At 73.6% G+C, this 23298-nt stretch carries 20 protein-coding genes; 6 read left to right on the forward strand and 14 right to left on the reverse strand.

The window, feature by feature from the left end; genetic code table 11:
* Nucleotides 1–67: 67 nt before the first annotated feature.
* From ACQP17_RS16550 to ACQP17_RS16595, 10 genes are all read right to left on the reverse strand, one after another.
* Nucleotides 68–2065 (reverse strand): NADH-quinone oxidoreductase subunit 5 family protein, encoded by a 1998-nt coding sequence (locus ACQP17_RS16550; protein WP_433856978.1) that lies wholly within the window; start codon nucleotides 2063–2065, stop codon nucleotides 68–70.
* Nucleotides 2062–2424, reverse strand: a complete 363-nt coding sequence (gene nuoK, locus ACQP17_RS16555; protein WP_433856979.1) for an NADH-quinone oxidoreductase subunit NuoK — start codon at nucleotides 2422–2424, stop codon at nucleotides 2062–2064. Before nuoK ends, ACQP17_RS16550 begins: the two co-directional genes overlap by 4 nt.
* Nucleotides 2424–3032 (reverse strand): NADH-quinone oxidoreductase subunit J family protein, encoded by a 609-nt coding sequence (locus ACQP17_RS16560; RefSeq protein WP_433856980.1) that lies wholly within the window; start codon nucleotides 3030–3032, stop codon nucleotides 2424–2426. Before ACQP17_RS16560 ends, nuoK begins: the two co-directional genes overlap by 1 nt.
* Complete coding sequence (locus ACQP17_RS16565) at nucleotides 3029–3619, reverse strand: NuoI/complex I 23 kDa subunit family protein (protein ID WP_433856981.1); 591 nt, start codon at nucleotides 3617–3619, stop codon at nucleotides 3029–3031. The genes ACQP17_RS16560 and ACQP17_RS16565 overlap by 4 nt, the downstream gene beginning before the upstream one ends.
* On the reverse strand, nucleotides 3616–4584 hold the full coding sequence (locus ACQP17_RS16570) for a complex I subunit 1/NuoH family protein (RefSeq protein WP_364880261.1): 969 nt from the start codon (nucleotides 4582–4584) through the stop codon (nucleotides 3616–3618). Before ACQP17_RS16570 ends, ACQP17_RS16565 begins: the two co-directional genes overlap by 4 nt.
* Nucleotides 4581–5894 carry an NADH-quinone oxidoreductase subunit C gene (locus tag ACQP17_RS16575; protein WP_433856982.1) on the reverse strand — a complete coding sequence of 438 codons (1314 nt, stop codon included), beginning with the start codon at nucleotides 5892–5894 and terminating at the stop codon, nucleotides 4581–4583. Before ACQP17_RS16575 ends, ACQP17_RS16570 begins: the two co-directional genes overlap by 4 nt.
* The gene (locus ACQP17_RS16580) at nucleotides 5891–6529 is read right to left on the reverse strand and encodes an NADH-quinone oxidoreductase subunit B (protein ID WP_249637696.1); all 639 of its coding nucleotides are present in this window, start codon (nucleotides 6527–6529) and stop codon (nucleotides 5891–5893) included. Before ACQP17_RS16580 ends, ACQP17_RS16575 begins: the two co-directional genes overlap by 4 nt.
* Entirely contained in the window at nucleotides 6520–6921 is a 402-nt protein-coding gene (locus tag ACQP17_RS16585) for an NADH-quinone oxidoreductase subunit A (protein ID WP_364880264.1), read from the reverse strand. Before ACQP17_RS16585 ends, ACQP17_RS16580 begins: the two co-directional genes overlap by 10 nt.
* 232 nt (nucleotides 6922–7153) lie before the next feature.
* Nucleotides 7154–8608 (reverse strand): hypothetical protein, encoded by a 1455-nt coding sequence (locus ACQP17_RS16590; protein ID WP_433856983.1) that lies wholly within the window; start codon nucleotides 8606–8608, stop codon nucleotides 7154–7156.
* 97 nt (nucleotides 8609–8705) lie between these two features.
* Nucleotides 8706–10052, reverse strand: a complete 1347-nt coding sequence (locus ACQP17_RS16595; RefSeq protein ID WP_433856984.1) for an EsaB/YukD family protein — start codon at nucleotides 10050–10052, stop codon at nucleotides 8706–8708.
* A 235-nt stretch (nucleotides 10053–10287) separates the two neighbouring features.
* Here ACQP17_RS16595 and ACQP17_RS16600 point away from each other — a divergent pair, with 235 nt between their 5' ends.
* The 6 genes from ACQP17_RS16600 to rarD all read left to right on the forward strand — a co-directional run bounded on the left by ACQP17_RS16600 (nucleotide 10288) and on the right by rarD (nucleotide 18459).
* Nucleotides 10288–11538 carry a sensor histidine kinase gene (locus tag ACQP17_RS16600; protein ID WP_433856985.1) on the forward strand — a complete coding sequence of 417 codons (1251 nt, stop codon included), beginning with the start codon at nucleotides 10288–10290 and terminating at the stop codon, nucleotides 11536–11538.
* Between the two features lie 179 nt (nucleotides 11539–11717).
* A complete protein-coding gene (locus tag ACQP17_RS16605) occupies nucleotides 11718–13031 on the forward strand; it encodes a sensor histidine kinase (RefSeq protein WP_433856986.1) in 1314 nt (437 codons plus the stop codon).
* 169 nt (nucleotides 13032–13200) lie between these two features.
* A complete protein-coding gene (locus ACQP17_RS16610; protein WP_433859918.1) occupies nucleotides 13201–13860 on the forward strand; it encodes a response regulator transcription factor in 660 nt (219 codons plus the stop codon).
* Between the two features lie 295 nt (nucleotides 13861–14155).
* The gene (locus ACQP17_RS16615; protein WP_433856987.1) at nucleotides 14156–16108 is read left to right on the forward strand and encodes a 2-oxoacid:acceptor oxidoreductase subunit alpha; all 1953 of its coding nucleotides are present in this window, start codon (nucleotides 14156–14158) and stop codon (nucleotides 16106–16108) included.
* The gene (locus ACQP17_RS16620; protein ID WP_433856988.1) at nucleotides 16101–17195 is read left to right on the forward strand and encodes a 2-oxoacid:ferredoxin oxidoreductase subunit beta; all 1095 of its coding nucleotides are present in this window, start codon (nucleotides 16101–16103) and stop codon (nucleotides 17193–17195) included. The genes ACQP17_RS16615 and ACQP17_RS16620 overlap by 8 nt, the downstream gene beginning before the upstream one ends.
* A gap of 226 nt (nucleotides 17196–17421) precedes the next feature.
* Nucleotides 17422–18459 (forward strand): EamA family transporter RarD, encoded by a 1038-nt coding sequence (gene rarD / locus ACQP17_RS16625; RefSeq protein WP_433856989.1) that lies wholly within the window; start codon nucleotides 17422–17424, stop codon nucleotides 18457–18459.
* On the opposite strand, the gene ACQP17_RS16630 is transcribed toward rarD, so the two are convergent.
* From ACQP17_RS16630 to ACQP17_RS16645, 4 genes are all read right to left on the reverse strand, one after another.
* A complete protein-coding gene (locus tag ACQP17_RS16630; RefSeq protein ID WP_433856990.1) occupies nucleotides 18449–19324 on the reverse strand; it encodes an ABC transporter permease in 876 nt (291 codons plus the stop codon). The genes rarD and ACQP17_RS16630 overlap by 11 nt on opposite strands.
* Nucleotides 19311–20396, reverse strand: coding sequence for an ABC transporter ATP-binding protein (locus ACQP17_RS16635; protein WP_433856991.1), 1086 nt, complete (start codon nucleotides 20394–20396; stop codon nucleotides 19311–19313). The genes ACQP17_RS16630 and ACQP17_RS16635 overlap by 14 nt, the downstream gene beginning before the upstream one ends.
* Before the next feature lie 97 nt (nucleotides 20397–20493).
* Complete coding sequence (locus ACQP17_RS16640) at nucleotides 20494–21753, reverse strand: LolA family protein (protein ID WP_433856992.1); 1260 nt, start codon at nucleotides 21751–21753, stop codon at nucleotides 20494–20496.
* A gap of 260 nt (nucleotides 21754–22013) precedes the next feature.
* Complete coding sequence (locus ACQP17_RS16645) at nucleotides 22014–23027, reverse strand: polyprenyl synthetase family protein (RefSeq protein WP_364880281.1); 1014 nt, start codon at nucleotides 23025–23027, stop codon at nucleotides 22014–22016.
* Between the last annotated feature and the right edge of the window lie 271 nt (nucleotides 23028–23298).

The raw sequence follows: 23298 nt of genomic DNA on the forward strand, positions 1-23298 counted from the left end.
GCGAGGCAGACCACGTGGGCTGTCGGCTGGGGATGCGGGGGTCGGCCCCCGGGGGATGGCTGCACGGTCAGACTCCGGTGCCCGTGGCGACGAGGACGGCGGCGACGGCCAGCACGAGCGAGCCCGCGAGCAGCGCGCCGAGGTAGGTCTGCACGTTGCCGGTCTGGGCCCGTCGGACGGCGGCCCCCAGCAGGCGGGGTCCGGCGCCCGCGGCGCGGACGTAGGTGTCGACGACCTCACGGTCCAGGAAGCGGACGAGGGTGGCGGCCGCGCGTACGGGCCGCACGAACAGCGCCGAGTAGAGGGCGTCGAGGTGGAAGCCGACTGCGGCGTGCGGCTGGAGCGGGCCGAGGAGGAGGCGGCCGGGGTCGGCCGGGTCCGCGGCGCCGGCGTTGTCGCCGTAGACCGGGGCGTGGGTGGCGATGGCCGTCTCCTCGGCGGCCTCGGGGCCGGCGTCCGGGTCGGCCACGACCGCACCGATGGGGGTGCGGGCGGCCAGGGCGGTGGTGTGGCGCCAGGCGGCGTAGGTGACCAGGCCGCCGACGAGGGCGACGCCGGTGCCCAGGACGGAGGTGGTCAGGGTCGGGGCGAGGGAGCGTCCGTCGAACCACCGCGGCAGCAGCGGGGCGGCCAGGCCCAGCGCGGCGGTCGGCACGAAGAGCACCCACAGCACGGCGTTCATCACGACCGGCCGGCGGCCGTGGTCGGGTGCTTCGGCGCCCTTGCCGCGGAAGACCCGCAGCCACAGGCGCATGGCGTAGGCCGCGGTGAGGAGGGCGGTGAGGAGTCCGGAGACCAGGACGGTCCAGCCGACCGCGCCGGGGATGCCGTGCGCGTCGCCGGTGGCGGCGTGCTCGGCGGCGCCCAGGACGGCTTCCTTGGAGAAGAAGCCGGCGAACGGCGGGATCGCGGCGAGCGCGAGCAGCGCGACCGTCATCGTCCAGTAGGCGTCCGGGATGCGCCGGGCCAGGCCGCTCATCCGGGACATGGCGGCCAGCGAGTTGGTGCCCGCGGCGTGGATGATCACGCCGGCGCCGAGGAAGAGGAGGGCCTTGAAGGCACCGTGCGAGATCAGGTGGAAGACGGCGGCGCCGCGGTCGCCGACGGCCAGCGCGCCGAGCATGTAGCCGAGCTGGCCGACCGTCGAATAGGCCAGGACCCGCTTGATGTCGTCCTGGGCCAGGGCGGCCAGGCCGGAGCCGACCATGGTGATCGCGGCCATGACGGCGAGCACCACCAGCGCCGCCGCGGAGGCGGCGAACACGGGGAGGAGGCGGGCCACGACATAGACACCGGCCGCCACCATCGTCGCGGCGTGGATCAGCGCGGAGACCGGTGTCGGGCCGGCCATCGCGTCCGGGAGCCAGGTGTGCAGCGGGAACTGCGCCGACTTGCCCGCGACACCGGCCAGCAGCAGCAGCGCGACCAGCGTCGGGTGGTGCAGCCCACCGCCGGCGACGGAGCCGAGGATGCCGGTGATGCGGAAGGTCCCGGCGTCGGTGGCCAGCGCGAAGATGCCGAAGAGGAAGGGGACGTCGCCGAGCTTGGTGACGAGGAAGGCCTTGAGGGAGGCGGACCGGGCGGCCTCGGTCTCCCAGTAGTGGCCGACGAGGAAGTAGGAGCAGATGCCCATGACTTCCCAGCCGACGAGCAGCACCATCAGGTCGCCGGTGTAGACGACCAGCAGCATCGCGGAGGTGAAGAGGGAGACCAGCGCGGCGTAGGAGGCGTAGCGCGGGTCGTCGCGCAGGTAGCCGGTGGAGTAGAGCTGCACGCAGGTCGCCACGGTGCCGACCAGGACGGCGATCAGCACCGCGAAGCCGTCGAGGTGCAGGGACAGGTCGATGGGGATCGAGCCGGTCGGGGTGAGTTCGGTGGCCACGTCGGTGGCCGGGCCGGTGCCCTGCCCGACGGCGACGACCACCGTCAGCACGGCGGCGGCCAGGGTCGGCAGCACCGCCAGCGGCCGCACGAACCCCGGTGCCCGGCGGCCCAGCAGAAGCCCGGCGACGGCCCCGAGGAAGGGCAGGAGAGGAACGAGGACGGCAGTGGTCGTGAGCGTCACGCGGCGGCCTCCGCCGTGGTGTCCGGCTGCGGTTCCCCGTCCGCGGCGTCCGCCCGCTCGGCGAGGTCACGGAGCCGGTCGATGTCGGAGCTGCCGCGGTTGCGGTAGACGAGCAGCACGATCGCCAGCCCGATGCCGATCTCGGCGGCGGCGATGGCGATGGTGAAGAGGGTGAGCGCCTGGCCGGCGTGCAGGGTGTCGCGCAGCCAGACGTCGAAGGCGACGAGGTTGAGGTTGACGGCGTTGAGCATCAGCTCGACGGACATCAGCACCAGGATCGCGTTGCGGCGTGCGAGGACGCCGTAGAGACCGGTGCAGAAGAGGAGGACGGCGAGGACGGCCGGGTAGGCGAGATGCATCAGCGCTGCTCCTCCCGGGGAGCGGGGGCGGGGGCGGCACCGTCGTCGAGGGCGGCCGCCGCGGCCTTGCCCTCGCCGGTCCTGCGGGACAGCACGATCGCGCCGACGAGCGCGGCGAGCAGCAGCACGGACAGCGCCTCGAAGGGCAGCACCCAGTACTGGAAGAGGCTGCGTCCGGTGACCTCGGTGGAGCCCTGGACGGCGCGGTCCAGGTCGATCCAGGTGGCGCGGAAGGCGTCCACGACGACCCAGACCAGCGCCGCCGCCGCGGCGAGGGCCACCGTGAGCGCGGCCCAGCGGTTGCCCGAATCGGCGTCCGGGGAACGGCCGATGGGCGCCTTGGTGAGCATCAGCCCGAAGAGCAGCAGGACGACGACCGAGCCGACGTAGATCAGTACCTGCACCCAGGCGATGAACTCGGCCGTCAGCAGCAGGTATTCCACGGCGATCCCGCCGAGGGCGACGACCAGCCAGAGGGCGGCGTGGATCAGCTGCCGGGTGGTGACGGTCAGCAGGGCCGCGCCGAGGGTGGCGATCCCGACGAGGACGAAGGCGATCTCGACGCCGCTGGGCGAGAGGAAGCCGTGGCCGGTGGCAGCGAGGGTCACGTTGCCTCCCCCGGGTTCTCCGGCCGGTCCTGCCGCGGTTCTTCCCGCGTCTCGGCCTCCGCGGCCTGCTGCGCGGCGAGCTTGTCCGCCGTCTTGCGGGCGGCGGTGAGTTCCTTGGGGTCCTCGGCCGCCGGGTCGAGCGCCGGCGGTTCGGGCACCGTCCACATCCACTCGCGCAGCTTGTCGCGCTCGTGGGTCAGCTCGCGGATGTCCGTCTCGGCGTACTCGAACTCCGGTGACCAGAAGAGCGCGTCGAAGGGGCAGACCTCGATGCAGATCCCGCAGTACATGCACAGCGCGAAGTCGATGGCGAAGCGGTCCAGCACGTTGCGGCTGCGCTCGCGGCCTCCGGGGGCGGCGGGCGGCACCGTCTCCTTGTGGGAGTCGATGTAGATGCACCAGTCGGGGCACTCGCGGGCGCACAGCATGCAGACCGTGCAGTTCTCCTCGAACAGCCCGATGACGCCGCGGGTGCGGGGCGCGAGGTCGGGCTGGACGTCCGGGTACTGCGCGGTGACCGATCGTTTCGTCATCGTCCGCAGGGTGACGGCCAGCCCCTTGGCGAGGCCGGAACCGGGGAAGCTCATGACGAGATCACCACCTTGACGACGCCGGTGAGGGCGATCTGGGCGAGCGAGAGCGGGATGAGGACCGTCCAGGCGAGCTTTTGCAGCTGGTCCTCGCGCAGCCGGGGGTAGGTCACCCGCAGCCAGATGACGCCGAAGGCGAGGAGCACGGTCTTCACCAGCGTCCACAGCCAGCCCAGGCCGTCGGCGCCGAACGGGCCGTGCCAGCCGCCGAGGAAGAGGACGGCGGTCAGCGCGGAGAGGACGACGATGCCCGCGTATTCGGCGAGGAGGAAGAGCGCGAAGCGCAGCCCGGTGTACTCGGTGTAGGCCCCGAAGATGATCTCCGAGTCGGCGACCGGCATGTCGAACGGCGGCCGCTGCAGTTCGGCGAGCCCCGCGACGAAGAAGACGACCCCGCCGACGATCTGCCAGGGCACCCACCACCAGTGGAAGGCCTCCAGGATGCCGGGCAGCGAGAGGGTGCCGGCCGCCATCGCGACCGAGGCCGCGGCGAGCAGCATCGGCAGCTCGTAGGCGAGCAGCTGGGCGGCCGTGCGCAGGCCTCCGAGCAGCGAGAACTTGTTGGCCGAGGCCCAGCCCGCCATCAGCGAGCCGAGCACGCCGACGCCCATGACGGCGAGCACGAAGAAGATCCCCGCGTCCAGATCCTGTCCCACGGCGTTGTGCGGGCCGATCGGGACGGCGACCAGGACCAGGAGGTAGGGCAGCAGGGCGACGGCCGGCGCGAGCTGGAAGATCCGCCGGTCGGCGCCGGCCGGGACGATGTCCTCCTTCTGCGCGAACTTCACGCCGTCGGCGACCAGTTGCGCCCAGCCGTGGAACCCGCCCGCGTACATGGGGCCGAGGCGGCCCTGCATATGGGCCATGACCTTGTGCTCGGTCTGGCCGATGACCAGTGGGAACACCAGGAAGACGACGAAGACGGCCACGAGGCGCAGCGCGATGTCGAGCGCGTCGCTCATGGGGTGTCGCCTCCTTCCGGTTCCTGGGACTCGTCCGTCGCGGGGCCGGGCGGCCCGGGCGGCGGCGTGGGCTCCGGCTTCGGTGCGGACTCCCGATCCGGCTTCGGTGCCGGCACCTGTTCCTGCTCCGGCGCCGGTTTCCGCGTCGGACCGGGCTCCGCCGTGCCGGATTCCCGGGGCTTCCCCGGCTCCCCCGACTCCTCGAAGGCCGGGCGGGCGTGGTGCCACGGTGCGTCGGAGGAGCCCGCGGGCGCCGCCTTCGGGGCGGCCTGCGGGGTCTCCGGGGGCTCCGGGGGCTCTGCGGTCTTCGGGGTCTCTGCTGTCTCCGGGGGCTCCGGGGCCGTCTCCGCGGGCTCCGCGGCCGGGGCCGCCTCCGCCTGCTGACTGGCCGAGCCGGCGCTCGCCGACCGCGTGCGGCGGGCCGGGCGCTCCGGACGGTCGCCACCGGGCGCGGTGGCCGGAACCTCCGGCGTCCCCGCGGCCCCGCCGTCCGCCTGCTGACCGGCCGAGCCCGCGCCGGCGGTCCGGGTCCGCCGGGCCGGGCGCTCGCCCGCCGCGCCGGCCGCACGGGCACCGCCCGCGGCCCGCGCACCCCGTGCCGGACGCGCCGGGGCCGGCGGCAGCTGGCCCTTCAGCGGGCCCCATTCGTTCGGGTCCGGGACGCCGGGGGGCAGCATCTGACGGCGCTTGGGCCCGCCGTGCTCGGGCTCCCCCGGCTCCTTGGCCCCCGGCCACGCCTTCGCGACCCGCGCCGCCAGCACGAAGTCCTTGCGCAGCGGGTGGCCTTCGAAGCTGTCCGGGAGGAGCAGCGGGACGAGGTGCGGATGGCCGGTGAAGTCGATGCCGAACATCTCGTGGGTCTCGCGCTCGTGCCAGCCGGCGCCCGGGTAGACCCCGAGAGCGGTGGGCAGCGCGGCCGCCTCGTGCGGCACGGTCGTCCGCAGCAGCAGCCGGCGGACGGTGCCGGGGCCCGCCACCCGGACGAGATGGGCGCAGACCCGGAAGCCGGTGCCGGGTTCGTCGACGGCGCTCAGCCAGTCGAAGTAGCGGCAGCCGAGATCGTCGCGGGCGGCCGTCAGCGCGGGGAGCCAGCCGTCCGCGGGGACGTCGACGGTCAGCAGGTCGTAGGCCAGCTCCGCCGTGGCCCCGGTGCCGAAGATCTCGCTCGCGGGCCGCGGCAGCCAGCCGACGACGGGCTCGGGCTGCTCGGCGGCTGCCGGCTGCTCGGCGGCTGCCGGCTGCTCGGCATCCGCCGGCAGTTGCTCGGGCTTGCCCGGCTGCTGCCCGGGATTCTCGGGCTGCTCGCTCATCGGGGCTCCTCCCCCGCCGGCGCGGGCGGCGTGACCAGTCCGCTGCGCAGCGCGGCCGTCGAGGGCCGGGCCGTGCCGCCCTGCGCGTACCGCTCCCCCAGCGACTCGCGGGCGATCTTCTCCTGGAGCTTGAGGATGCCCTGGAGCAGCGCCTCCGGCCGCGGCGGGCAGCCCGGGACGTACACGTCCACCGGAATGATCTGGTCGACGCCCTTGGTGACGGCGTACGAATCCCAGTAGGGGCCGCCGCAGTTGGAGCAGGCGCCGAAGGAGATGACGTACTTCGGCTCGGGCATCTGCTCGTAGAGCCGCTTGACCGCCGGCGCCATCTTGTCGGTGACCGTGCCGGAGACCACCATCAGGTCGGCCTGGCGCGGGCCGGGCGCGAACGGGATGACGCCGAGCCGGATGAAGTCGTGCCGTGCCATGGACGCGGCGATGAACTCGATGGCGCAGCAGGCCAGACCGAAGTTGAAGACCCACAGGCTGTAGCGGCGGCCCCAGTTGAGGACCACCTTCATCGGTTCGGGCGCGAGCCGGGCGAGGGTGCCCAGGCGCCGCGGCTCCGGCAGGAACTCGGGGCCGGCGCCCTCGGACGCTGCTGCGGGCCCGTGGGGTGCGGGGTTCACGTCCATTCCAGGACGCCCTTCTTCCATGCGTAGAGCAGGCCGATGGCGAGGAAGCCGAGGAAGATGAACATCTCCACCAGCGTCACACCACCGAAGCCGGGGGCGGCGAAGATCGTCGCCCAGGGGAACAGGAAGATCGAGTCGACGGCGAAGACGACGTAGAGGAAGGCGTAGACGTAGTAGCGGACCTGGGTGTGCGCCCAGCCCTCGCCGACCGGGTCCACGCCGCATTCGTACGTCAGCAGCTTCTCGGGGGTCGGCACCACCGGTCGTAGCAGCCGCCCGGCCCCGAAGGCCACGGCCACGAAGAGCACCCCGATCAGGGCGATGATCCCGACGACCGAGTAACCCTGGAAATACTCCGTGGCGACGGTGGTGCGTCCGGTCGCGTCCACCACGTCCGCCCCTCGCTCCCTGACTGCGCTTGTGCAACGACTTCGACGATCTGTACGGACGGGAGTCTAGGCCCTGGCCGGGCCGCCCCGAGAAGCCGCGTCGTCGCCGACGGTGAGCTTGTCCCCACTTCGCCCTACCTGGGCGGCAGGGAGCGTAAGCCGCACCTCCGGTGGTCTCGGCGACTGTCTCACAGAGCGGACGCGCGCGAGGCCGCGACGGACGCCGGCCACCCCGTCAGCGGGCCGGCGGCGGGGCGTCCCGGCCGGTCCGCGAGCGGCCGTTCTCGGTCCGTGAGACGGCCCGGTTCATCGCCTCGGCCGCGATCCCCGCCGCCGCCTGGAGCGTCCGCTCGCCGAGCAGCTCCGTACGGATCGCCCCGCCCGCCGCGAGGTGGCGGTCGTACGGAAGCGGAAGCACCGCCGCGCCGCCGACGGCGAGATGCTCGGCGGCCCTGCGGACATCGAGCCCGGTGTCGGGCGCGGCATGGCTGAGCACCACGACGGTCGTCGGCAGCATCCGGGGGTGCAGACCGCCGACCCAGTCCAGGACGGAGCGGGTGGCGGCCACGCCCTCCGGGGTCGCCGGGCAGACCAGGATGCGGGCCTGCGTCGTCACCAGCGCGGTGCGCGCCACCTCGGCGGGCAGCGTCTCGCAGTCGACGACGGTGGTCGCGAAGTACCGGCGCAGCGAGGTCATCACGACCCGGTAGGTGTCGAGGTCCAGGCGGGTGCCGATGGCGCCCTGGCTGCCGGGCAGCAGCCAGCCGCCGCCCGGAAACGGAATCAGATACCCGGTCAGGTCCGTGATCAGCATCGACGGATCGACGATCTGTGCCAGGTCGGTTCCCGACCAGCGCACCTCGGTCGCCCCCAGCCGGTGCGGGAGCGTGCCGAGCGCCGGATCGGCCTCGACGGCCAGCACCGGATCGGCGCGGTAGTGCGCGTAGGTGAGGGCCAGCAGCGCGGACACCGTGGACTTGCCCGCGCCGCCGCGGATGCTGGTCACCGCGATCTGCCGGCCGGTGGTGACCGGCTGCTGGATGGCGTATCCGGCCCGGGTGACGGCGGTGGTCTCCGCCGCGGGCGACGAGGCGATCGCCCGCCGTACGGCCCGCCCGGCGCGCTGGGTGACGGACTCCCCGTGCCGGGGCTTGCTCCGCAGCGCGTCCAGCTCGGGCGGCATCAGCGGCACGGAGACGGGGGTGGGCCCGGACCGCCGCATCGGGGCGGCCGCGCGGACGCGGACGGGAGCGGGGGCGTGGACGGGGGTCGGCGTGTGCACGGGGGCGGGCCCGGACGCGGCGGCCCGCGGGTGCGGGGCCGGGGCCGGGTAGGGAGCCGCCCCGGAGGGCCCGGCGGGCGCGGGCGTCCGCGGTGGAGCGGACGGCACGGGCGGATACCCGGAGGGGGCCGGCGGATACGCGGGAGGGGCATACCCCGTAGGGGCGGGCCCGTAGGAGGAGGAAGAGACCGGGGCCGGGGCAGGGGCCGGGGCGACCGGCGGAAGCAGCGCGCCGTCGGGACGGGGCTCCGCCGTCGGCGCCGTGGGGATGTCCCGGACATCCGCCTCGGTGAAGGCGGCTCCGGATCCGGATACCGGCCCGGCTCCGGCCCCCGCGTCGCTCGCGTCCCCCGGTGTCATCGCTTCCCCACCCCGCTCCCGCAGCACCTCGTACTGCGCGTCGCTCATTGCCGGACCGTCCGCCGGTCCGTCCGCCGGTCCGCCCGCCGCCGGCCCGTCCGCCGCCACTGGTCCCTCCGCTGCCATGTCCGTCTCCGCCTCCGGCTCAGAACGCGTGCAGCAGCCCGCTGTAGACCCCGAACGCCCCGAGGGCCACCGGGATCAGCGCCACCACACCGACCGACTCGACGACGTCCATCAGCCGGCGCAGCCGGGCCCGGACGTGCTCCGGCGGCCGCGGCGCGAGCGCCGCGAGCGGCAGCACCGCCAGCACGCCCAACACGGCCAGCGCACCCGCCGGATCACCCGAAGCGGCCCCCCACCGCAGCACCAGGCACACCGCGACCGCGGTGCCGGCCCCCAGCAGCGCGAGGACCTCGACCGCCAGCGGATAGGCCCGCGCACGCGCCAGCGTGACCAGGCACAACAGGGCAGCGGCGGCGGCCGACCAGCCGTCCCCGGCCACCGCGGCGAGCACGCCCGCCGCGCCCGCGGAGACCGCCACGGCGACGGTGGCCGGCGCGAGACCGCGATGGGTCGCGCCCAGGGCGGTCGCCACCTGGTGCCGGCTCACCGGCGCACCGCCGGAGCGCAGGTCGTCGAGCCGGGTCAGCCCGGCCGCCCGCAGCGCCAGCCGGGGCAGATACCCCAGCACGAGCACCGAGAGCGCGCCCAGCACAACTCCCGTACGTGCCGCGCCGGTCAGCGCCAGCCCGGCCTCCCAGGCGCCCACCGCGCCGGCCACCGCCGCCGCGCCGACGAGCCCGCCGCGCCCCGGCCCCGTACGGACCCCGAGCAGCGCGAGCACGGCCGCGACGGTCAGTCCGACGGCCGCCAGCCGTTCCGCGCCGGGCGAGGAGGCCTGCCACGCGGCGAGCACGCCGAGCGCCCCGCCGAGCAGCAGGAGCGTGGTGTGCAGCGGGCGCCGGCCGGTGCCCGCGCGCAGCGCGCCGAGCGCCGCGGCCGACACCCCGGCGATCCCGAGCGGGAGCGCCGCGGCACCGGGCCCGTACCAACACGCCGCCGCCGTACCGGCGATGACGGCCAGCAGCACGCTCGCCGCGCCGGCCGTCCACGTCCGGCTCCGGGCGCCCCAGCGCCGGCCGTGCACCCGCAGTTCGCCGGCGGCCTCGTCCGTCGTGCCGGGCGCGGCCGCCGCGGGTGTCCCGGATTCCGGTACGAGCCGCAGCTCGGCGCCCTCGGAAAGCCTCGCCGAGGCGAGCGAGTCGTCCGGCGAGAGCACCGTCCCGTCCGCGGCCATCAGCCGCCGCGCCAGGGGTTCTTGGCCCGGCCGGTCGCCGAGCAGCCGCAGGATCTCGGGCAGCAGCACCCCGAGGGACTCCCGCGCGGGGAGCACGAGCTCGACCCGACGCCGCTCGCCCACCAGGGTCACCCGGCTGAGGGAGGTACCCGACACGGCCCCCGAACCCCTCCCCGTACTCACACTCACCATGCCGACGCGGTCCCTGTGTTGCTGTCAGTGGGGCTCACTCGGGGCGCACGCGCACCGCCCGTCATCCTGCCACGATACGGCCCGGCCGCCACCGCCCGTCCGGCCCGGAATGCGGCCGGCCGGCCCGCCCCGCGCGAGGGGCCGGCGACGAACCGGGACAGGGTGCGGAAAACCCCACCACCGACCACCCCTGTGCCCATGGCACCGGGCGACGCGGCCGGGCAGGCTGGGGCCCATGACGGAAAGATCCCGGTCCCGTACCGCCGCCGACGCCCCGCCACCGCCGCCCCGGGCACGGTTCGGTGGCCCGATGTGGCGGGAGGTCGCCTACCTCCTGGCCAACTTCCCGCTGGGGCTGGCGGCGTGGGTGGTGGTGCTGGTGTGGCTCACGCTGGGCATCGGGCTGTCCGTCACCGTGATCGGGCTGCCGCTGCTCGCGACGGGGCTGCTGGCGTGCCGGCGGTACGGGCGGCTGGAGCGCGCCCGGGCGGCGGCGCTGCTGGGGCTGCGGGTCGCGGAGCCGAGCCGGCTGCGGCCGCGGGAGCCGGGCTTCTTCCCGTGGCTGTGGACCTGTCTGAAGGATCCGGTCGCCTGGCGGCACGCGCTGTTCGCCTTCGTCCGGCTGCCGTGGGTCCTGCTCACCTTCACGGCCGTCCTCGTCCTGCTGGTCGTGGGGTGGCCGGTGCTGCCGTGGGCGGCACGCCGGCTGTCCGACGTGGACCGGGCGATGGTGCGCGGGCTGCTCTCGCCCTCCGGCGAGCTGGAGCGGCGGATCGCCGAGCTGGAGTCGGACCGGGTGACGGTCACCGACACCGCGGCCGCCGATCTGCGCCGCATCGAACGGGACCTGCACGACGGCGCGCAGGCCCGCCTGGTGGCCCTCGCGATGGGGCTCGGGCTGGCCAAGGAGAAGCTGGTGGAGGATCCGCGCGCGGCGGCTGCGATGGTGGACGAGGCGCACGGCGAGGTGAAGCTCGCCCTCCAGGAGCTGCGGGACCTGGCCCGCGGCATCCACCCGGCGATCCTCACCGACCGCGGCCTCGGGCCCGCGCTGACCTCGCTGGCCGCGCGCTGCACGGTGCCGGTGACCACCTCGGTGGACCTGACCGAGCGGCCCGCGCCCGCCATCGAGGGCATCGTCTACTTCACCGTCTCGGAGCTGCTGCAGAACGTCTCCAAGCACAGTGCGGCGCGGCGGGCGTCGGTCGAGGTGTGGCGGGTCGAGGGGGGCGGGCCCGCAGGGCTCCCGGACCGGGGCGGTGGCGGGCGGGGGGCGGGCGACCGGCTCTTGATCCTGGTGTCGGACGACGGGCGGGGCGGGGCCCGGCTGGACGGCGGCAGCGGGATGGCCGGGCTCGCCGGGCGGCTGGGGTCGGTGGACGGGCTGTTCGTGCTGGACTCGCCGGTGGGCGGACCCACCCGGGTGACGGCCGAGCTGCCGTGGCGGGCGCGGACGGATTCCGGTCCGGCGTCGACGGGCCGCTGAGGGCGCACGCCTCCCGGGGGTGGTGGGGAAAACCCCCGGCCAAGACTGCGAGGGCCCTCATGGTGCGGCGGGCGCCGGGCGCGGACCCTGGGTGGGACGCAATGAGCGGGCAGCGGCCACGAGCGGCGCCGCGACCGGCAGAACCGGCCGAACGAACGGCAGAAATGGACGACGCGACGATGGATTCCGCAGACGCACCGCAGCACCGCGGCTCCCGTGTGCCCGTGGGGCTGCGCGCCCCGTTCTCCGGGCGCACCTGGCGGGAGACCCTGTACCTCTTCCTCAACCTCCCGATGGCCATGGTGATGTTCACCTACACGGTGACGGTGGTCTCCCTGGGCGCCGGCCTGCTGGTGACGTTCGTCGGGATCCCGGTGCTGGCCGCCGGTCTCGCCGGCGCCCGCGGCCTCGGCGCCGTGGAGCGGGCCCGGGCCCGGGCCCTGCTGGGGATGGAGGTCGCCGATCCGGGTCCCGTCCGGGCCGCGAAGCCGGGGCTGATGGGGTGGGTCGGGGCGGTGCTGAGGAGCGGGGCGTCCTGGCGGCACGTCGTCTACGGACTGCTGCACTTCCCGTGGGGGATCTTCTCCTTCGTCTGCGCGCTGACCTTCTGGACCGTCGGGTGGGCGCTGCTGGCCTACCCGCTGCTGCGGTGGGTCTTCCCCGCGTACGTCGACCAGCCGGGCCTGCGGCTGTTCGACGACGGCCGCGGCCACGAATTCGTCGTGGACGGCCCGGTGGAGGTCGCCCTCACCGGCGGGATCGGGCTGCTGATGGTGCTGGCCGGGCCGTGGGTGATCCGCGGGCTGACCCAGGTGGACCGGGTCATGGTCCAAGGCCTGCTGGGGCCCTCCTCCCTCGCCACCCGGGTCGAGGAGCTGGAGTCGGACCGCGGGGTGGTGGTGGACACCGCGGCGGCCGACCTGCGCCGCATCGAGCGCGATCTGCACGACGGCGCCCAGGCCCGGCTGGTCGCGCTCGCCATGGACCTGGGCCTGGCCAGGGAGAAGCTCGACGAGGACCCGCAGGCCGCCGCGAAGATGGTGGACGAGGCCCACGGCGAGGTGAAGCTCGCCCTCCAGGAGCTGCGGGACCTGGCCCGCGGCATCCACCCGGCGATCCTCACCGACCGCGGGCTCGGGCCCGCGCTGTCGGCGCTGGCCGCGCGGTGCACGGTGCCGGTCACGGTGGGCGTCGAGGCCATGCGCCGCCCGGCCGCCGCGATCGAGGGCATCGCCTACTTCACCGCCTCCGAGCTGCTGCAGAACGTCTCCAAGCACTCCCGGGCGGGCAGCGCGACGCTGGACGTGTGGCGCACCGAGGACCGGCTGATGGTGCTGGTCGCGGACGACGGGCGGGGCGGCGCGCACACCGGCGCCGGCACCGGTCTGGCGGGCCTGGCCGAGCGCCTGGCCGCCGTCGACGGCCTGCTGATCGTGGACTCCCCGGACGGCGGCCCGACCCGCATCACCGCCGAACTGCCCTGGCGCGGCTGACCCCCGGCCGGCAGCGGGCTCCCGGGCCGGTACCCGGGGCCCGCCGCCGCTGCGCCCCCTTCCCGCTCTCCCGCCTTCCCCGCCGCGTCCCCGTCCGGATGCTGGGATGCTGGAGGCGGCAGAGCGGGATGCGCTGAGGGCAGGGGGAATCTGAACCGTGGAGGACACAGTGCGGGTGGTCATCGCCGAGGATTCGGTGCTGCTGCGGGAGGGCCTGACCCGGCTGCTCACCGACCGGGGGCACGAGGTCGTGGCGGGCGTGGCGGACGCCGAGGCGCTGATCGAGGTGATCGCCGAGCTGGCGGACGGGGGCGCGCTGCCGGACGTGGTGGTGGCGGACGTACGGATGCCGCCGACGCACACCGACGAGGGGGTGCGGGCCGCGATCCGGCTGCGCCGGGACCACCCCGGCCTGGGGGTGCTGGTGCTCTCGCAGTACGTCGAGGAGCAGTACGCCACCGAGCTGCTGGCCGGCTCCAGCCGGGGCATCGGCTACCTCCTCAAGGATCGGGTGGCCGAGGTGCGGGAGTTCGTCGACGCGGTGGTCCGGGTCGCCGGGGGCGGGACCGCGCTGGACCCGGAGGTGGTGGCGCAGCTGCTGGGCCGCAGCCGCAAGCAGGACGTGCTGGCGCATCTGACGCCGCGGGAGCGGGAGGTCCTGGGCCTGATGGCCGAGGGGCGGACGAACTCCGCGGTGGCCCGGGAGCTGGTGGTCAGCGCGGGCGCGGTCGAGAAGCACGTCAGCAACATCTTCCTGAAGCTGGGGCTGGCGCAGAGTGACGGGGATCACCGTCGGGTGCTCGCGGTACTCACCTACCTCAATTCCTGACGGTCTGACACCCTGTCAGAGAGGTGGCCCGAGGCGTTTTCCACCGGGATCCAGGACTTTGGTAGTAGAACCAATGGCGGAGTCCGGAGCGTCAAGGGCGGGGCGGTCACGGGTGCGGTGATTTCATGACAAAACACACCAGATCGGTGTCTCACATCGACGTCCAGCATGCGACCGCCCCAGGGAAGGCCACCCTTACCCACGTACGATGGCGAGGGGACAACCGGTCGGTACGACACGTCCCGAGCCCTGCCTCCGGCGGGGACGCCGCACCCCTCGAGGGAGGTCCGAAGCAGTGACCAGCCAGGTCAGTAGCCCAGCCGAGCAGACCGATGCAGCGCTTGTCGGGGAACAGCGCGCATCCGGCGCCGGCGGGGAAGGCAAGGAAGTCCGGCGTCTGGACCGGGTGATCATCCGGTTCGCGGGTGACTCCGGTGACGGTATGCAGCTCACCGGCGACCGGTTCACCTCCGAGACGGCGTCGTTCGGGAACGACCTCTCGACGCTGCCGAATTTCCCCGCCGAGATCCGGGCCCCCGCCGGGACCCTGCCGGGCGTCTCCAGCTTCCAGCTGCACTTCGCCGACCATGACATCCTCACGCCCGGTGACGCGCCGAACGTCCTGGTCGCGATGAATCCGGCGGCGCTGAAGGCGAATATCGGCGATGTGCCGCGGGGTGCGGACATCATCGTGAACACCGATGAATTCACCAAGCGCCCGATGGCGAAGGTCGGCTATGCGACCAGCCCGCTGGAAGACGGTTCGCTGGAGGCCTACAACGTCCATCCGGTACCGCTGACCACGCTGACCATCGAGGCGCTCAAGGAGTTCGGACTCTCCCGCAAGGAGGCCGAGCGCAGCAAGAACATGTTCGCGCTGGGGCTGCTGTCGTGGATGTATCACCGGCCGACCGAGGGGACCGAGAAGTTCCTGCGGGCGAAGTTCGCGAAGAAGCCGGATATCGCGGAGGCGAATGTCACCGCGTTCCGGGCCGGCTGGAATTTCGGTGAGACGACGGAGGATTTCGCCGTCTCCTACGAGGTCGCACCGGCGACCAAGGCCTTTCCCACCGGCACCTACCGCAATATCTCCGGCAATCTCGCACTGTCCTACGGGCTGATCGCGGCGGGCCGGCAGGCGGATCTGCCGCTGTATCTGGGCTCGTACCCCATCACCCCGGCCTCGGACATCCTGCACGAGCTGTCCAAGCACAAGAACTTCGGTGTGCGCACGTTCCAGGCGGAGGACGAGATCGCCGGGATCGGCGCGGCGCTGGGCGCGGCGTTCGGCGGTGCGCTGGCGGTGACGACCACCTCCGGCCCCGGTGTGGCGCTGAAGTCGGAGACGATCGGCCTGGCGGTCAGCCTGGAGCTGCCGCTGCTGGTCGTGGACATCCAGCGCGGCGGACCCTCGACGGGACTGCCCACCAAGACCGAGCAGGCCGATCTGCTGCAGGCGATGTACGGCCGCAACGGCGAGGCACCGGTGCCGATCGTGGCGCCCAGGACTCCCGCCGACTGCTTCGACGCGGCGCTGGACGCGGCCCGCATCGCGCTGACCTACCGCACGCCCGTCTTCCTGCTCTCCGACGGCTATCTGGCCAACGGCTCCGAGCCGTGGCGGATCCCCGACGTCGACGAACTCCCCGACCTGCGCGTGCAGTTCGCGTCCGGCCCCAACCACCAGCTGGCGGACGGCACCGAGGTCTTCTGGCCGTTCAAGCGCGACGAGCAGACGCTGGCCCGCCCCTGGGCGGTGCCGGGCACGCCGGGCCTGGAGCACCGCATCGGCGGCATCGAGAAGCAGGACGGCACCGGCAACATCTCCTACGACCCGGCCAACCACGACTTCATGGTGCGCACCCGCCAGGCGAAGGTCGACGGCGTCGAGGTCCCGGACCTGGCGGTCGACGACCCGGCCGACGAGGGCGGCAGCGGCGCGCGGACCCTGGTCCTGGGCTGGGGTTCGACCTACGGTCCGATCACCGCGGCGGTCCGCCGGGTCCGGGGCGCCGGGGAGCGCATCGCGCAGGCCCATCTGCGCCACCTCAACCCCTTCCCGCGGAATCTGGGCGAGGTCCTGGCACGTTACGACAAGGTGATCGTGCCGGAGATGAACCTCGGACAGCTCGCCACGCTGCTGCGCGCCCGATACCTCGTGGACGCGCACTCGCACACCCAGGTCAGCGGAATGCCGTTCAAGGCCGAGCAGCTTGCGGAGGTCTTTAAGGAGGCCATCAATGACTGAGGCGATCTCGGAGCGGCCCTCGCAGATCGAGGCGCTGTCCCTGGTGCCCAAGGCCGAGGCCAAGCAGTCCATGAAGGACTTCAAGTCCGATCAGGAAGTGCGCTGGTGCCCCGGCTGCGGTGACTACGCCGTCCTCGCCGCCGTGCAGGGCTTCATGCCCGAACTCGGCCTGGCGAAGGAGAACATCGTCTTCGTCTCCGGCATCGGCTGCTCCTCCCGCTTCCCGTACTACATGAACACCTACGGGATGCACTCCATCCACGGCCGCGCCCCGGCCATCGCCACCGGCCTGGCCTCCTCCCGGCGCGACCTGTCCGTCTGGGTCGTCACGGGCGACGGCGACGCGCTGTCCATCGGCGGCAACCACCTCATCCACGCCCTGCGGCGCAACGTCAACCTCAAGATCCTGCTGTTCAACAACCGGATCTACGGGCTGACCAAGGGTCAGTACAGCCCCACCTCCGAGGTCGGCAAGATCACCAAGTCGACGCCGATGGGCTCGCTGGACGCCCCGTTCAACCCCGTCTCGCTGGCCCTGGGCGCCGAGGCGTCCTTCGTGGCCCGCACCGTCGACTCCGACCGCAAGCACCTCACCTCGGTGCTGCGCGAGGCCGCCGCCCACCCGGGCACGGCGCTGGTGGAGATCTACCAGAACTGCAACATCTTCAACGACGGCGCCTTCGAGGTCCTCAAGGACAAGGAGCAGGCCCAGGAGGCCGTCATCCGCCTGGAGCACGGCCAGCCCATCCGCTTCGGCGCGCTGGCCCCCGACGGTTTCGGCTCCAAGGGCGTGGTCCGCGACCCCGCCACCGGCGACCTCAAGGTCATCGACGTCCGGGAGGAAGGCCTGGGCGGGGTGCTGGTGCACGACGCGCACAACCCCTCCCCCACCACGGCCTTCGCGCTCTCCCGGCTCGCCGACGCCGACACCCTCCACCACACCCCCATCGGTGTGCTGCGCAGCGTCGAGCGCCCGGTCTACGACACCCTGATGTCCGACCAGCTCGACGCCGCCATCGAGCAGCAGGGCAAGGGCGACCTGGGCGCCCTGCTGACCGGCAACGACACCTGGACGGTCGTCGGCTGACGGCCGGTCCACCAGGGGTTCCCGGGCCGAAGCGCCCGCCGGAACCGGCGACGGCACCCGCGGGGTGCCCGCACGGAACGTCTTCGGACGGTCCCCGCGGGCACCCCGTCGCCGTTCAGTTACCGCACTCCAGGGCCTGTCATGACCGTATATCGGAACACACATGACAGACGGGGCGGGCGGCGTTACCTTCGCAGAGTCGACGACGCGCCACCAGGAGGGTCCCTTGCCGACTCGGAGCGATCAGCGTGCCGGACTCGCCTACGGCGTCGCCGCCTACACCATGTGGGGCCTGCTGCCCCTCTACTGGCATCTCCTGGACGCCGCCGCGCCCTCCGAGATCCTGGCCCACCGCATGGCGTGGTCGCTGCCCGTCGCCCTCGTCATCCTGGCGGTGCTCCGCCGCTGGTCGTGGATCGGTCCGCTGCTGCGCCGGCCCCGGAAACTCGCGCTGATCCTGCTCAGCGCCGTGGTCATCTCGGCCAACTGGTTCCTCTACATCTGGTCGGTCAACTCCGGGCACGTCCTGGAGGCGTCGCTGGGCTACTTCATCAACCCGCTGGTCAGCATCGCTTTCGGGGTGCTCTTCCTGCGCGAGCGGCTGCGGCCGCTGCAGTGGACGGCGGTGGGCATCGGCACCGCGTCGGTGGTCGTGATGACCGTCGCCTACGGCAAGGTGCCCTGGATCGCGCTCGGGCTGGCCTTCTCGTTCGCGACGTACGGGCTGGTCAAGAAGGGCGTCAAGCTCGACGGCATCGAGGGCTTCAGCGCCGAGACGGCCATGCAGCTGCTGCCCGCCCTGGGCTTCCTGGTCTACCTGGGCCTGCACGGCCGGGCCGGTTTCCTCACCGGCGGGGTGGGCCAGGCGCTGCTGCTCGCGGGCTGCGGCATCGCCACCGCCGTGCCGCTGATCTGCTTCGGCGCCTCGGCCGTGCGGCTGCCGCTGACCATGATCGGGATGCTGCAGTACCTGGCCCCGACCTTTCAGTTCCTGCTGGGGCTCACCGTCTTCCACGAGGCGATGCCGCCGGAGCGCTGGGCCGGCTTCGCGCTGGTGTGGGTGGCCCTGACCGTGCTGACCTGGGACGCGCTGCGGACCGCACGGCGGGGGCGGGCGGCGCTGGCCGACGCCGCGGCCCGCTCGGGCGAGGCGGCCGCGGTCGGCGCGCTCCGGGCGGCGGACGCGGCCCGGGCGGCGTCCGCGGCGGAGACGGCCGCGGACCGCACCGCGGCGCCGGAGTCCTCCGACGGCCTCACGCGGTGATGTCCCGGCCGGCGAACCGCGCCCAGGCCGCCGAGCCGAACACCAGGGAGTACAGCGCCTGCAGACCGAGGTTCTTCTGTACGTCGTCCCAGTAGACGGGGTCGCGGAGCAGGTCCGCGAAGGACAGCCAGTAGTGGGGGAAGAGGTAGGGCTGGACGGCCTGCAACTGCGGGATGGTGTCCAGGATCTGCACGGTGATCAGCAGGCCGACCGTGGTCGCCATGGCCGCGATCCCGCTGCCGGTGAGCGTCGAGACGAACAGGCCGATGGCGGCCACCCCGACGAGCGACAGCGCCACCGCCCCGGCGACGGCCAGCGCCCGCAGCAGCCCCTCGCCGAAGGAGACGGACGTGCCCGACAGCAGGGTGACCTCCCCCAGCGGGAAGAGCAGCGCACCGGCCGCCAGCGCGGAGAGCGCCACGACCACGGTGGCCACCAGGCAGAACGTCAGGATCGTGGCGAACTTGACCAGCAGCAGGCGGGTGCGGCCGGCGGGCGCGACCAGGAGGTAGCGCAGCGTCCCGCCGTGTGCCTCGCCCGCGATCGCGTCGCCCGCGAGCACGCCGACGGCCATCGGCAGGAAGAACGGCAGGGTCACCGCCAGCGAGGTGAGCACCAGGAAGAGGCCGTTGTGGGTGACCTGGGAGAGGAAAGCCGGGCCGGCGTCGCCGCCCCCGCCGTCCCCCGCTTTGCCTCCGCCGGAGTCGAGCCGTACGGCGACGCCGACCAGGACCGGAACGCACGCGAGCACCGCCAGCAGCGCCAGGGTGCGCCAGCGACGGAAGGTCACGGCGATCTCGTTGCGCAGCAGGCCCGGCGACCACAGCGGCCGGGGCGTGCGCGGCGCCGCCTCAGCCCGCGACATCGAAGCCCTCCCCGGTCAGCTGGACGAAGATGTCCTCCAGGCAGGCGCGTTCGGTGCCGAAGCCGCGGACCCGCACCCCGGCACGCACCAGTGCGGCGTTGAGATCCGCAAGCTCCGGCGCCGCCCCGCCACCGCCCGCTTCCCGCGGCGGGTGCGGGGGCGGCAGTTCGCCCGTCACCCGGTCGCCGTCGGCGCGCAGGGCGGTCAGGCCGTGTGCGGTCAGCACCCGGATCGCGTCCGCCGGATCGGGGGTGGTCACCGTCAGCCGCCCCGGGCCCGCGTCGAGGACCGTGGCGGTGAGCTCGGCGACCGTGCCCTGGGTGAGCAGCCGGCCGCGGGTCATCACCGCGGCGTGGGTGCAGATCTGCTCGATCTCGTCGAGCAGATGGGAGGAGAGGAAGACGGTGGTGCCGTCCGCCGCCAGCTCACGGACCAGGGTGCGGATCTCCCGCATGCCCTGCGGGTCCAGGCCGTTGGTCGGCTCGTCGAGCACCAGCAGGTCCCGGGGTCGGAGCAGGGCGGCGGCCAGGCCGAGGCGCTGTTTCATGCCGAGGGAGTAGGCGCGGGCCTTCTTGCCGGCCGCGGCGGCCAGCCCCACCCGCTCCAGCGCCCGGCCGACCCGCTCGCCACGGGTGGCGGGGTCGGCGGCCGGATCGGCGGCGTCGAACCGCCGGAGGTTGTCCCGCCCGCTGAGGAAGCCGTAGAGCGCCGGCCCCTCGATGAGGGCGCCGACCCGGGGCAGCACCCGGCGGCCGGCCGACGGCATCGGTGCGCCCAGCACCCGCGCGCTGCCGGCCGTCGCCCCGATCAGGCCCATCAGCATGCGGATGGTGGTGGTCTTGCCGCAGCCGTTGGGGCCGAGGAAGCCGAAGACGCTGCCGCGCGGCACGACCAGATCGAGGCCGTCGACGGCGAGCCGGCCGCCGCGATAGGCCTTGGTCAGCCCCCGCGTCTCGATCGCCGGGTCCCCGGCCGGCGCACGCCCCGGACCGGTCCCTTCGGCCCGCGGACCGTCCGGCCGCGGACCATCCGGCCGTGGGGCGGGCGTCCGTGGGGCGGGTGGCGGTTGCATCGGCTGGCTCCCCCACCTCGTACGAATGGGTCCGCGGGCCACGCCGCGACGCCCCGGGAGGGACGGCGCGGCGGGCCCGCGAGGGCTGCGGGGCCCGTTACTTGGCGGCGTTGGCCGCGTCGATCAGGGCTTGCTTGTCGACGGCACCGACGTAGAGCGTGCCCTTGTCCGTGACCAGGGCGTTGACCAGGCGGGTGCTGAAGACCTTGCCGGAGCCGAACGAGCCGTGCACCGTGTCGCCGATGCTGTCCAGGAACGCCGCGGGACCGCCGGCTGCCTTGGACTTGTCCTTGTCCTTGCCGGAGGCCGGACCGGAGCCCTCACCCTTGACCGTGGCGATCGACGTCCAGCCCTTGCCGAGGACGTTCATCCCGCCCATCTCCTCGGTGACGGCCTTCATGTCCTTGGGAGCCACCCCGTCCTTGCCGTGCGGGCGGTGCGCCTTGGCGTCCGCCGCGCCGCCGTCGACGACCTTGGCACCCTTGGGCGGGGTGAAGGAGAACGTGCTCGCGGCGGGCTTGGCGAAGTCGACGCTGGTGAAACCGACGTCGACGGCGGCCGCGCCACCGCTCTTGGGGGTCAGGGTGAACTTCAGCGGCACACCCTTGTCGGCGTCCACCGCGACCCGGATCGAGCCGACCGTGGAGGCCGACTGCTTGGGCTTGATGAGCAGCTGGTAGGCGTCCCGCCCGGCGACCTTCGCGGTGCCGTCGACGGTGACCGAGGTCGTGTCGCCGGCCGCTTGGAGGGCCTGCTTCGCGAGGTCCTGCGGGGTGGCGTTCTTCAGACCCGGGGGAACTTCTTCGGGGGCGTGCCGCTTGCCGTGCGCGCCGGTCGCGGGCGCGGTGTGGTGGAAGGCGGTGTTGCTGTTGCTGTCGTACCCCCACACCTCGTCGCCGTTGTGGACGAGGCTGTACTCGGCGGCCTTGTCGATGATCGACACCCGCTGCTTCTCGGGGCCGTCGGAGGCCACGCGGAGGGTGTGCGTCCCGGACGCCAGCTCCATCAGCTTGCTCTGCGGCTCGGCGGATCCGCCGTCGCCGCCCTTCTGTCCGCCGAAGGCACCCGCTCCGCCCGCGCCGCCCGGCAGGGACGGCAGGCCGAGGTCGGTGCTGACCTTGACCGTGCCGGAGAGCTGCTGGACGTCCGACTTGGCCATTTTGGCTATCAGGTCCTGCGCCGAGATCTTCGGCAGGTCCGGGGAGCCCGAGCCGGCGAACGCCGGGACCAGCCCGATCGTGGCCGCCGCCACCGCCCCCACCGCGACCGGCACGGCATACCGCGCCGCCTTACGACGCCTGGCGGAGCCCTCCCCGTCCCAGCCGTCGGTGCCCTCTGTCGGTTCGTTGCGTGGCATCTGCCCTACCTCCGTCGTATGCGGCGGTTGTTGCGCTGTCCACTCGTCCACCCCTGGGCTCATTGTGGCCCGTCCGCCGCGCTCTGGTGGTTTCCATCTCACCAAATCGTCCGGCGCCACACGTCAGCCCGCGGGAGCAACTTGTCGTACTGCTGAGGTATGACACCGGGTCACCTCACGCGGGAACTCCGTACGCCGGGAGTCTGATCGCTCCCTAGGGGATGGCACAACGGGCCTCGGGGGCGGCCCCGGGAACGGGCTCAGCCCGCCCGGTGCACGACCGCGTCGCAGAGGCCTTCGAGGGCCGCCTTGGCCGTGCAGGCCGGCAGCGGCGCCAGCGAGGCGCGCGCCTCCTCGGCGTGGCGGACGGTGTCCCTCCGGGCCTCTTCGAGCGCCGGGTGGGCGCGCAGCCCGGCCAGCGCCTCGGCGTGCCGGGCGTCGTCGGTGAGGTCGCCGGCCAGCAGCTCGGCCAGCGCGCGGTCCTCGGCCGTGCCGGAGGCGCTCTCGGCCCGTGCCCGCAGGCGCAGTACGGGCAGCGTCGGGATGCCCTCGCGCAGGTCCGTGCCGGGCGTCTTGCCCGACTCGTGCGAGTCGCTGGCGATGTCCAGGACGTCGTCGGCCAACTGGAAGGCGGTGCCCAGCCGCTCGCCGTACTGGGTGAGGATGTTGACGGTCGACTCGTCGGCGCCCGACATCATCGCGCCGAACCGCCCCGCGACCGCGACCAGCGAGCCGGTCTTGCCCGCGAGGACGTCCAGGTAGTGGTCGATGGGGTCGCGGCCGTCGCGCGGTCCGGCGGTCTCCAGGATCTGGCCGGTCACCAGACGCTCGAACGCCTCGGCCTGGATGCGGACCGCGTCCGGTCCGAGGTCGGCGAGGATGTGCGAGGCGCGGGCGAACAGGAAGTCGCCGGTCAGCACCGCGACGGAGTTGCCCCAGCGGGCGTTGGCGCTGGCCACGCCGCGGCGCACGTCCGCCTCGTCCATCACGTCGTCGTGGTAGAGCGTCGCCAGGTGCGTGAGCTCCACCACCACCGCGGAGGGCACCACGCCGGGGCTGTAGGGGTCACCGAATTGCGCGGCCAGCATCACCAGCAGCGGCCGGAACCGCTTGCCGCCCGCGCGCACGAGATGCTGCGCGGATCCGGTGATGAACGGCACGTCGCTCTTGGTGGCCTCCAGCAGGCCCTCCTCGACAGCCGCCAACCCGGCCTGGACATCGGCCTCAAGAGCCTGGTCCCGCACGCTCAGCCCGAAGGGCCCGACGACGGTCACGAGGGGTACTCCTGTCTGCTGACGATCAAACTGAATGTCGATCTGTCGCTGTCTCCACCGTTGGCCAGCGTATCCGGTCGCAGTTCGATCACCGTGAGCGCCCGCCCCCCGAACCGCCCGGGAAGCACCGCACCCCCCTCGCAGGTGCGTGGGGCCCCGCCTGTTGACGTGCGCGCGGGGCGGGAGCGCGGGGGTCGGCGGGGCCCGCGCGCGGTCCCCGCCCGCCGCCGTCACCGCCGTGACGGGAGAGCCGAATACCGGCGGGCGGCCT

It is taken from the genome of Streptomyces kronopolitis, from assembly GCF_050953795.1.
In the GTDB taxonomy this organism is placed as follows: Bacteria; Actinomycetota; Actinomycetes; order Streptomycetales; family Streptomycetaceae; genus Streptomyces; species Streptomyces kronopolitis_A.